The following is a 10,363-nucleotide window of genomic DNA, read 5'->3' as shown; positions in this document are numbered from 1 at the left end:
TCTTTCATAGCCGTTACACTCACGGCTATGAAAAATGCTATCCAACACACTCACTGGCAATTAGCCCCCACTGATGTCGCCACCATTCAAGGCGAAGATGATTTGCATCAGTGCATTCTCAACATTCTGTCCACCCGAAAAGGCAGCGACGTGCTTCGCCCTGATTTTGGCTCCGACCATTTTGATTATATCGACCAACCCGAAGATATTGCGATCCCAAACATTGTGCGTGAAGTCTTTACGGCGATTGATAAATGGGAAAAGCGTGTTGTGGTGCAAGAAGTCTTGATTACAGGCGAAGCCCCCGAGTTTCATTTTTCGGTGAAGTGGTGTGTGGCTGAAGATGTCGCTCGTCAAATTTATGCAACGGAGTATCAACTATGACCTTGAAACGTGAAGACGTCCAAATTGTTGATGAAGATGTGGCAAAAATCCTTGCCGATTGTATTGCGCAATATGAAGAGCGCACAGGCAAAACCTTACAGCCTGCGCATATTGAGCGATTGATTATCAACTTATATGCCTACCGTGAGCTGTTGATGCGTAAAGGGATTAACGAAGCCTTTCGCCAAACCTTTCCGCAAACAGCAACGGGGCAAGCGTTGGATTTATGCGGTGAACAAATGGGTTGTATTCGCCTTGCGGCACAGCCTGCGGAAACCACTTTGCGCTTTCGTGTGGAAGAAACTGACCACGATGAAATTGTGATCCCCGCAGGCACAATGGTGCGTGCCACCGATAACCTTTATTTCTCCACGCAAACAGAAACGGTGATCTCAAAATTTGCCAGCTTTGTTGATGTAATTGGTGTGGCAAACCTCACGGGCGAAATCGGCAATGGCTGGGAGGCAGGACGGGTGAAAACGCTGGAAAGTGCGGTGGATTATCAAGGCACTTTAACGGTCAGCAACATTGATGAAACCGATGGTGGTGTTGCTGAAGAAAACGATGAAGATTACCGCAAACGCATTTTGCTTGCCCCTGAAGCCTTTACCGTTTGTGGCACTTTTGAAGCCTATAACTATCACACCCGCAGCGTAACCCCTTTTATCAATGATGTTGCCGTGCAACGCCCAAAGGCTGGCTCAGTAGAAATGACGGTGCTGACCAAACGTGGTGTGCCACAACCTCTTTTGATTGACAAAATCCAAGCCTATTTGAGTGCAGATAAACGCCGACCGCTCAATGATACGGTGATTGTCTCACCCGCGAAAAAAGTGAGTTACCACATTGTGGCAAATCTTGAGCTTTATACCTCAGCCAATCCAACGGAGACCAAAAGCCGTGCGTTAAAAGCTATTCAGGAGTTGTTGGCAAAAGATCCGTTCACGCTAGGCGTAGATATTGTGCCACTTACGATTGCAGCAACGCTGAAAGTTTCGGGGGTATATAACGTGGAAATCGTAGAGCCGCATTTAACCGAGGTGTTGGAAAACGAATGGGCGGTGTGTGAAAGCATTACCTTAAACGTGGTGGGAGAATCCCATGGCTAAACTGATTTACGCTGACATTATTCGCCAAGATGTGAAATTCACCACGCTTGCCGATTTAGCCAATCGGCTCGACCAGCTCGACAAATCGCAAATTATGACCTCGCTGATTGATTTGCTTGATGAAAAATATATTGAGTTGGTCGCCGAGAAATGGAGTGTGACAGGCTACGATGGCTATTTATTGGCTGAAGACATTAAATCAAAACGCACGCTGATTAGCTCCGCCGTGGAATTGCACAAATACAAAGGCACACCATGGGCGGTGAAGCAAATTTGCGCCAAGTTAGGATTAGGAGCAGTTGGAATCGAAGAAAACCTGCGCATTAAAAACGACCGCGAAAATGAATGGGCATACTACCGCATTTTATTGAATGGTGTGATGACCTTAGCACAAGGCAAAGAAGCCCGAAAATATATTCAAGCCTTCGCCCCTGCTCGCAGCGAAATTGAAGGCTTAGATTACACCGCACACGCACATTTATATAACGACACAATCACTTACGACGGCACTTGGGGACACGGTGCTGCATAGGACGACATATGGGACATTTTGACAAAAACGCCAAATGGCACGACAAAATCTATCAAATCGAACGCACCGACCCTGTGGTCGGTGGTGAAGGCGGCATTAGTAACCAAGCACCGATGGAGTTGGCAGATCGGACAGAGTGGCTAAAACAACAGATTGAGCTACAACAATGCAATAGCATTGAAGAACTCCGCACCATCGAACCGACACAAGATAAGCAAATGATTTACGTCAAAGGCTACTACACCAACAGCATCAAAGGCGGTGGGTATTTTGTGGCAGATTTTGCGGATACGGCAACGGCGGATAATGGTGGGACGGTGATTGTGACCAACGGTGGGAAACGGTGGTTGCGGGTTTATTCGGAGGTATCCGTTTTTGATTTTGGGGCTATGGGAGACGGTATTGCCCGTCGTCTTAATGCCGATTTTAATGATTTATTGCAAGCACAAAAGCGTTATCCGACTGCCCGAGCATTAACAGACACTTACGACCTGTTAGGGATTGAGGCAGCATTGATTTTTAGTCGTGAGGTGCGCTTACCAAAAGGTCAGTATTTCATCAATCGCTCAATCCCTGTGCCAAGTGATACGGCGTTGGTTGGCGATGGCTGGACAAGTCAAATTAACTGCACGGACGATATGCCACGTTATGCCCATATGATTGTCAATGCGCAAGGCGATTACATTGTCGGTGGTAAAACGGACGAGCAAGTGGTAGAGCTGATTAACGGCAATCAAGGGAATAAAAATATCACGATTAAAAACCTCTATTTGCGAGGTGATTTAGATAGCAAGCTACAAATGACCCGCTCAGGGGTTTGCTTGAAACACGTTTCGGGTGCGGTGATTGAGCGGGTAAAAACCGCTTGGACTGGGTTTCACGGTATTGATATTGCCGATGCGAGTGAGGGGCATATTAGCGATATGGCTAATTTAGCTGGCACTTGGGAGACTAAACCGTCGGATAATATCTTGGTTGCAGATTGCTTTGTGGAGTATCACGGCGATGACGGCTACACCACGCATTACTCAACAGATATTACTTTTAAGCATTGTTACGCTAGATATGGAGCGCAATCATTTTCTGCAGAGAACGGTTTCGAGGTGGACGACGGCAGCCGCAACGTGGTGCTTGATAACTGCATTGCTGTGCGTGAGCAATGTGGCTTTGTGGTTAAACGACACGATGGTGCAAAACCTAGCTCATCTGCTCAGCTTAATAATTGTATCGCACAATTTTGCGGCTATGGCTTTTGGCTGTATGGCGCACAAACTATCAAAAAAGGTCAATACAGTGAGGCTTACGGTGTTGAGTTAAATAACTGCATCTCAATTTTCACTCGTAAGCAGGAGCGTATTAACCAGCGTGCAATCCGTGATTTACTTATCCAAGACTTTACTGGTGTGTCAATAAACAATTTCACGGCTATTGGCTGGCATTTAGATGGTCAAATCAAATGCGTGGATTTGTCAGACTACCAGCCGTTATATACCACCGCAGGCGGTATTTTAGCCAAAGTAACTGATGAGATGCTGCCTTATGCTGGTCGTGTGATTAACAATGGCATTGATGAGACAACAAAAACCACGGTAAATGTGTTGATTGGCGAAAATTGTCGGAATATCGCCATCAACAATATGCAGTTGTTAGGTTGCCAAGCTACGCAAGCGCATATTTATATGCTAAGCAGTGCTGAAGGCGTGCGTGGCATCTCCTTGCAAAATGTACAAGCCGTTGATTGTTCTGGTGCAAATGTAATCGGCGTGCCGTCTGATTGCCCAACAGATTTGCGGGTAAGTGGTGTTTACGCTGAGTCAAAATTTGATGTGAGCCAGTACGCTATCTTTGTTGGCAGTGCTGCAACCAACCTTATTAAGCGCACGGATTTGGATAGTGTAAGCGGTCAAAATTACGGTCACATTTACAAATTCGGCACGATGATGTTGAGCGCCAAAAGTTATCGCCAGCATTTGTCGGTAATGGGTGCGGCATCTAACACGCAAGCCGTGAGCGAGCTTATCTCGACCAGTCACACAGCGTTGTGGCAAGAGTATCGTAACTTTTCTGATAGCCTAATGCGAGTCACATCAACAAACAACAGTATGCGGCACCTAGTCAAAGATGGCTTGGCGTTGTGGTTGGGGCATTTTGACAGCGACGGCACGCAGCAACCTAAATGCGGCTTACATAGCAATGGTAATTTTATTCCATACAGCAATAAGGCTCACAGTTTAGGTCAACCAACAAACTTATGGGAGGCGGTGTATGTTGATACGCCAGCTGAAAATGATAAAAGCAAAAAAGTCGCCAATACCGAGTGGGTTAAAAATTTGACCTCTAGCCACTTGGCTAATAACGGCTGGACAAAACAGGCAGACGGTTCTATTTTGCAGTGGGGCAGATACGATGCTAAACACGGGACAACATTTAACTATCCTATTGCTTTCAACTCAACACCGTTTGTTGTGCAATGTGCTGACCGAAATCATGATGGTTCACAGGTGCATAACATCACAGTGACAGGTGAGACCAATACACAATTTAGCATTATCGCTAATAATGCGATTGGCGCATTTACGATGATCGCCATAGGGAGATAACGATGACTTATTTTTTCGACAAATCACAACAAACATTTTTAGTCGAGGGTATCCATACAATCCCCGATACAGCAATTGCGGTAAGTGATGATGACTATCAAACCATCATTGATGGGCGAGCTAACGGTTGTGAGATTATTGTGGGCAAGGATAACAAGTTATCGCTTACCACGCCTAAGCCAAGCCCTGCTCATAAGTGGAGTGGCAAAGCGTGGGTACTAGACAAAGCTAAACAAGCTGAGCTACTCGCACAACAACGTGAACAAATCCGCCAAGCTATCAACGCTAAGCGAGACCAAACCGATGCAAGCGGTGTGTTTGTAACACAAATTGGCAAATGGGTTGATTCAGACGATAAAGCCTATCAAAACATCTTAGGCGTTAAAGCCAGCCTTGACCTTTTAGGTGATATGGAGATTGATTGGACGTGGGCAGATAACACCAGCAGCACCATCAACCGCCAAACTTTAGCCGTGATTGTGGGTGCATTACTGCAGGCAAAACAAGCCAACCACGCCAACGCAATCAAGCACAAAGAGTCGGTGATGTTGGTGGATAATCCGTTGGAGTATGACTACTCAACGGGCTGGACTCAAACGTATGCGGATTATGTTGCGGAGGCAGGCAATGAGTAAGGTTTATCTGGCAATGTATAAAGCCCGTGGCAACTGGGTGGATAAGATTATCCGATTATTTACAGGCAAGCCTTACTCTCACTGTGAGCTTGCCATTCAGTTTGGCGACAAATATCAATGCTATTCCTCAAGCCCTCGTGATGGTGGCGTGCGCACTAAACCGATGCATTTGTCTGCCGACAAATGGGACTTAATCCCTCTTGCTATAAGCGGTCAAAAAGCGACAGCGTTTTACCAAAAGACTAAGGGCAAAAAATATGATTTTATCGGGGCTATAGGCTGTGTCTTACCGCTTCGCCAAAAGCCAAGCCGATATTATTGCAGTGAGTGGTGTTATGAGGCGGTGTTTGGTCAAGCACCGAAAGAGGCTATTAGCCCGAATAGACTTGCACGGATTTTAAAAGAAAGGACACAATAATGACAAACAAACAAACAAACAAACAAACAAACAAACAAACAAAGCCTAATTCAATTCAAACAAGCTCCGCTACCTTTTGTGGGGCAAAAGAGAATGTTTTTGAAACACTTTGAGAACATTATCAACGAAAACATCGAAGGTGATGGCGAAGGCTGGACGATTATTGATACGTTCGGCGGCAGTGGTTTACTTAGTCACGCTGCAAAACGTATCAAACCGAAAGCACGCGTGATTTATAACGATTTTGACGGCTATGCCGAGCGACTAGTCCATATTGATGAAATTAACGCATTGCGTTCTCAACTTTATGCAGCCGTCGGTAACGCTACGCCAAAAAACAAACGAATGACGAAGGAGTGTAAGGCAGAACTCGTCAAAATCATTCAAAATTTTGATGGTTATAAAGACTTAAACTGCCTAGCAAGCTGGCTACTATTTAGTGGTCAACAGGTTGCAACGCTTGAAGAGCTATTCCAACATGATTTTTGGCATTGTGTCCGCCAGTCTGATTATCCAACGGCTGGAGGCTATTTAGACGGTGTAGAAGTTATTCGTGATTCATTTCACACATTGTTGCCAAAGTTCGCTGATAACCCTAAGGCGTTGTTTGTATTAGATCCACCTTATCTATGCACACGTCAGGAAAGCTACAAACAGGCAACGTATTTTGACCTGATTGATTTCTTACGGTTAGTGAATATCACCCGACCACCTTATATTTTCTTCAGTTCGACGAAGTCGGAGTTTGTTCGGTTTATTGAGTATATGCAAGAGGATAAAGTAGATAATTGGCAGGTGTTTGAAAATGCCACAAGAATTGTGGTGAATGCATCAGCAAGTTATTCAGGGAAATATGAAGATAATTTGGTTTATAAATTCTAAGAAAATGTAACGCTGTTACATAATGTGAAAAAAGCGAGAAAAATAATTTATCTCGCTTTTTTTGTTGCGGTTATGTTGCGCAGGTTTATTTTGCTGATATTAAATCGCTTTGATGATATTCCTGATGAAGCCGATCATCTTGCCTTGTTAGAACATCAAGAAGTGATTTTGCAGGGGGAACGCAATACCATTGAGCAACAAAGCCTTTATCAACAACTTCGCTATGCGGATTCTGCGCAACATATTCCTTTACCTGAACGTGCGATGCCAGCGATAAAACTTGACGAAAATCAACCGCTCTTTGAATTAGAGCAGGTAACCATTCAATATGGTGAGAAAAAAATTCTGGATAAGCTCAATTGGCAAGTAAGGCGGGGGGAAAACTGGTGGATAAAAGGTCCAAATGGCGCAGGAAAATCGACCTTGCTTTCCGTGATTAGTGGCGATCATCCACAATCTTATGCTAATAAAGTGCGTTTATTTGGCAATCAACGTGGTTCTGGTGAAACCATTTGGCAGATCAAACAAAAAATGGGGTATGTCAGTAGCCAATTGCATATGGACTATCGGGTGAATTGCTCAGCGCGTGATGTGATCCTTTCTGGCTTTTTTGACAGTATTGGTGTTTATCAAAAAGTGCCAGATGCTTTGCACATTAAAGCAATGGAATGGCTTGCCCGATTGAATTTAACCGCACAAGCAAATCAGCCGTTTAAATCTTTATCTTGGGGACAGCAGCGTTTATTACTGATTACAAGAGCAATGGTAAAACACCCATCTGTATTGATTTTAGATGAACCCTTGCAAGGGTTAGACGGGGTAAATCGTAAACTGGTAAAACACTTTATTGATCAGCTGGTAATGAATAGCGAAACGCAATTATTGTTTGTTTCACATCAAGAGCAAGATGTGCCAAGCTGTATCACTCATTTATTTGAGTTTGTTAATAAAAATGGCGGATACGACTATATACAAAAGCCAGTGTAATTGTTAGACTTCGGCATAACTATTTATCATTATAGTAGGAGAAAGAGATGGAATTATTAGAGGGGTTGCCAACGGCCGCCATTATTTTTTTAATCTTAGTCGGCGTAGTTTTATTTTCTACCCTTAAAACTGTGCCACAAGGCTATCATTGGACGATCGAACGTTTTGGTCGCTATACTCGTACGCTTACCCCCGGGTTAAATTTTGTTGTTCCCTTTGTTGATCGTGTCGGTCGCAAAATTAATATGATGGAACAAGTGTTAGATATTCCTTCGCAAGAAGTGATCTCGAAAGACAATGCCAATGTTTCCATTGATGCGGTGTGTTTTGTGCAAGTGATCGATGCTCGCCGTGCGGCTTATGAGGTGAACCATTTAGAGCAAGCGATCATTAATTTAACGATGACCAATATTCGTACCGTGCTAGGCTCAATGGAATTGGATGAAATGCTTTCACAGCGTGATAATATCAACGGACGTTTGTTATCTATTGTGGATGAAGCAACGAATCCTTGGGGAATTAAAGTAACGCGCATTGAGATCCGTGATGTGCGTCCACCGCACGAATTAATCGCAGCAATGAATGCGCAAATGAAAGCGGAACGTAATAAGCGTGCTGAAATTTTAGAAGCCGAAGGGATTCGACAAGCTGAAATCTTACGTGCGGAAGGGGAGAAACAATCACGTATTCTCAAGGCCGAAGGGGAGCGGGCAGAAGCCTTTTTACAAGCCGAAGCGCGTGAACGTGCGGCGGAAGCAGAAGCCAAAGCCACACAAATGGTTTCTGAGGCGATTGCAGGTGGAAACACCAAAGCGATTAATTACTTTATTGCCCAAAAATATACTGAAGCGTTAAAAGAAATCGGCGGCGCGAATAATAGTAAAGTGGTATTAATGCCACTTGAAGCTGGTAATTTAATTGGCTCTGTGGCAGGTATTGCTGAGTTGTTAAAAGGTGAAAAGCAGTAAATCTGCCAATCATTATCAGGGGCATTTGCCCCTTTCAATACATAAAATAAGGGGATAAGTATGGAATGGCTCGCAACTTGGTCAGTGTGGCATTGGCTTATTTTAGGTTTCGGTTTATTGATTGCCGAAATTCTTATTCCGGGCGTGTTTTTACTCTGGTGGGGCTTAGCCGCGATTATTATCGCTGGAGTGATGGCACTATTTGCAACTTTATCCTTAACTTTTTTAGTGATTGGCTATGCCATTTTAGCCATTATTTTAAGTTTTTCTTGGTGGAAATACCAACACGGTAAAGATCTGCAAGATCAATCACATTCCTCATTAAATCAACGAGATCACGCAATGCTTGGGACAAAAGGGATCGTGCAAGAAATCAATGAAAACGGCATTGGTCGAGGCTATTTTGGCGATACGACTTGGCGAATTCAAGGTAAGCATTTACAAGTGAATGATGTGATTGAAGTGTATAACGTGGAAGGGATCACCTTATTTGTTAAGAAAGTAGAAGAGTAAATGAAACATTTAATTATTTTTGCCCATCCAAATGGGCAGAGCAGTTTTAATCGTAGCATTTTAGACCGCGTAAAGCACATAAGCGAAAAGCAAGCGGTAGAAACGCAAGTACGTGATTTATATCAGCTTAACTTTAACCCTGTGATTTCGTGGAATGAATTACAAAGTGCGAATCAAGGGATTACGCCAGAAGAAATTCGTTATGAGCATCAGTTAATTCGTGAGGCCGATTTAATCACGCTCATTTATCCCCTATGGTGGATGGGGTTCCCAGCAATTTTGAAAGGCTATTTAGATCGCGTGTTAAGCCACGGTTTCGCTTACAAGACAGAAAACGGACAATCCGTGGGCTTATTACAAGGGAAAAAAATGCAACAATTTATTACCATCGGCAGTAATGTTGAAAAATATCAACAGTTTGGTATTGATAAATCCTTGCGTGATTGCTTGGTAGATGGGTTGTTTAATTTCTGTGGAATTAAAGATATTCAGCATAAATTTTTTGGTGATATTCATATTATTGATGATAATGCTCGCCAAAAAATGCTTGAAGAAGTGGAACAAATAACTTCACAAAATTTAACCGCACTTTTATCCACTCAAGAAACCTTAAACAGCAAGGAAAGCGCATAATGAACAACGAAAACAGCCTTAACCATTTTTCGTTAATTAGCCGATTATTTGGCAATCTCTTTTATCGTTCACCACAAGATGCCACGTTGCAAAATGTTTTTGCGTGGTTGCAACAAAAACCTCTTAATGAACTGTGGCCGTTAGAAACAGATAAACAAAGCGAACAAGCCCTTGAGACATTGCAAATGAAGATTGATTTAGCCTTATTAGATCAAGAATATCAGCGTTTATTCTGCGGAAAAAATGCTCTCGTGCCAATGAATATTGACGCTTATGATCTTAAATCGGCTGATTTCATCGCTTTTCGTCAAGAACGGGGAATGCCAGAACTGGAACAAAGTGCGGTGAATTTTCCGCTAATTTTTCTCACCGCGTCTTGGATTGAAGATAACCTTGATTCTCTTGAGGCTCAACAAACCTTGTTTGCTGAATTTTTATTACCTTGTGCGACTAAATTCTTAAATTTAGTAGAAACCCAAGCAAATTTACCTTTTTATCGCTCACTTGCCTTTCTCTCACGGGAAATTCTCTCTGCGATGGCTGATGAATTGGAAGAACAGCAATCTTAGCGGTTTTATGAAGAATTAGGTGATGTCGTGTAGCCTTATTTAGCCTGAATATTTCATTCCAACCTTTAGAGTAAGAAAAATTTGTGAAAATTTTACCGCACTTTATATTTGGTAATATTTATGACAAAGGGTG

Annotated in this window: 11 protein-coding genes and 1 pseudogene; all 12 read left to right on the top strand. The window is 43.2% G+C overall.

Annotation, left to right across the window (positions count from 1 at the left end):
- Positions 1 to 27: 27 nt before the first annotated feature.
- The 12 genes and pseudogenes from L4F91_RS06740 to L4F91_RS06685 all read left to right on the top strand — a co-directional run bounded on the left by L4F91_RS06740 (position 28) and on the right by L4F91_RS06685 (position 10,230).
- The gene (locus L4F91_RS06740) at positions 28 to 384 is read left to right on the top strand and encodes a GPW/gp25 family protein (protein WP_395895553.1); all 357 of its coding nucleotides are present in this window, start codon (positions 28 to 30) and stop codon (positions 382 to 384) included.
- Entirely contained in the window at positions 381 to 1,493 is a 1,113-nt protein-coding gene (locus tag L4F91_RS06735; protein ID WP_395895551.1) for a baseplate J/gp47 family protein, read from the top strand. Before L4F91_RS06740 ends, L4F91_RS06735 begins: the two co-directional genes overlap by 4 nt.
- Complete coding sequence (locus tag L4F91_RS06730; RefSeq protein WP_395895549.1) at positions 1,486 to 2,025, top strand: phage tail protein; 540 nt, start codon at positions 1,486 to 1,488, stop codon at positions 2,023 to 2,025. Before L4F91_RS06735 ends, L4F91_RS06730 begins: the two co-directional genes overlap by 8 nt.
- 8 nt (positions 2,026 to 2,033) lie before the next feature.
- On the top strand, positions 2,034 to 4,625 hold the full coding sequence (locus tag L4F91_RS06725; RefSeq protein ID WP_395895547.1) for a right-handed parallel beta-helix repeat-containing protein: 2,592 nt from the start codon (positions 2,034 to 2,036) through the stop codon (positions 4,623 to 4,625).
- A 2-nt stretch (positions 4,626 to 4,627) separates the two neighbouring features.
- Positions 4,628 to 5,260, top strand: a complete 633-nt coding sequence (locus tag L4F91_RS06720) for a DUF4376 domain-containing protein (protein ID WP_395895544.1) — start codon at positions 4,628 to 4,630, stop codon at positions 5,258 to 5,260.
- Positions 5,253 to 5,678 carry a hypothetical protein gene (locus tag L4F91_RS06715; RefSeq protein ID WP_395895542.1) on the top strand — a complete coding sequence of 142 codons (426 nt, stop codon included), beginning with the start codon at positions 5,253 to 5,255 and terminating at the stop codon, positions 5,676 to 5,678. The genes L4F91_RS06720 and L4F91_RS06715 overlap by 8 nt, the downstream gene beginning before the upstream one ends.
- A gap of 93 nt (positions 5,679 to 5,771) precedes the next feature.
- A complete protein-coding gene (locus tag L4F91_RS06710) occupies positions 5,772 to 6,560 on the top strand; it encodes a hypothetical protein (protein ID WP_395895541.1) in 789 nt (262 codons plus the stop codon).
- Between the two features lie 87 nt (positions 6,561 to 6,647).
- Positions 6,648 to 7,547 (top strand): annotated as a pseudogene (modF, locus tag L4F91_RS06705) (molybdate ABC transporter ATP-binding protein ModF); the annotation flags it as partial.
- A gap of 47 nt (positions 7,548 to 7,594) precedes the next feature.
- Entirely contained in the window at positions 7,595 to 8,515 is a 921-nt protein-coding gene (locus L4F91_RS06700) for an SPFH domain-containing protein (RefSeq protein ID WP_250349790.1), read from the top strand.
- 60 nt (positions 8,516 to 8,575) lie between these two features.
- Complete coding sequence (locus L4F91_RS06695; protein WP_265777922.1) at positions 8,576 to 9,028, top strand: NfeD family protein; 453 nt, start codon at positions 8,576 to 8,578, stop codon at positions 9,026 to 9,028.
- On the top strand, positions 9,029 to 9,661 hold the full coding sequence (locus L4F91_RS06690) for an NAD(P)H-dependent oxidoreductase (protein ID WP_395895538.1): 633 nt from the start codon (positions 9,029 to 9,031) through the stop codon (positions 9,659 to 9,661).
- Entirely contained in the window at positions 9,661 to 10,230 is a 570-nt protein-coding gene (locus L4F91_RS06685; RefSeq protein WP_395895536.1) for a molecular chaperone, read from the top strand. The genes L4F91_RS06690 and L4F91_RS06685 overlap by 1 nt, the downstream gene beginning before the upstream one ends.
- Positions 10,231 to 10,363 lie beyond the last annotated feature (133 nt).

Source organism: Avibacterium sp. 20-126 (genome assembly GCF_044358625.1).
GTDB lineage: Bacteria > Pseudomonadota > Gammaproteobacteria > Enterobacterales > Pasteurellaceae > Avibacterium.
This window is presented reverse-complemented; position numbering and strand designations above follow the sequence as displayed.

Bases quoted from the DNA above. Each gene is read 5' to 3' on its own strand.
- L4F91_RS06700 (WP_250349790.1), top strand. From the start codon at position 7,595: ATGGAATTATTAGAGGGGTTGCCAACGGCCGCCATTATTTTTTTAATC.
- L4F91_RS06725 (WP_395895547.1), top strand. From the start codon at position 2,034: ATGGGACATTTTGACAAAAACGCCAAATGGCACGACAAAATCTATCAA.
- L4F91_RS06685 (WP_395895536.1), top strand. From the start codon at position 9,661: ATGAACAACGAAAACAGCCTTAACCATTTTTCGTTAATTAGCCGATTA.
- L4F91_RS06735 (WP_395895551.1), top strand. From the start codon at position 381: ATGACCTTGAAACGTGAAGACGTCCAAATTGTTGATGAAGATGTGGCA.
- L4F91_RS06690 (WP_395895538.1), top strand. From the start codon at position 9,029: ATGAAACATTTAATTATTTTTGCCCATCCAAATGGGCAGAGCAGTTTT.
- L4F91_RS06710 (WP_395895541.1), top strand. From the start codon at position 5,772: ATGTTTTTGAAACACTTTGAGAACATTATCAACGAAAACATCGAAGGT.
- L4F91_RS06720 (WP_395895544.1), top strand. From the start codon at position 4,628: ATGACTTATTTTTTCGACAAATCACAACAAACATTTTTAGTCGAGGGT.
- L4F91_RS06740 (WP_395895553.1), top strand. From the start codon at position 28: ATGAAAAATGCTATCCAACACACTCACTGGCAATTAGCCCCCACTGAT.
- L4F91_RS06695 (WP_265777922.1), top strand. From the start codon at position 8,576: ATGGAATGGCTCGCAACTTGGTCAGTGTGGCATTGGCTTATTTTAGGT.
- L4F91_RS06715 (WP_395895542.1), top strand. From the start codon at position 5,253: ATGAGTAAGGTTTATCTGGCAATGTATAAAGCCCGTGGCAACTGGGTG.
- L4F91_RS06730 (WP_395895549.1), top strand. From the start codon at position 1,486: ATGGCTAAACTGATTTACGCTGACATTATTCGCCAAGATGTGAAATTC.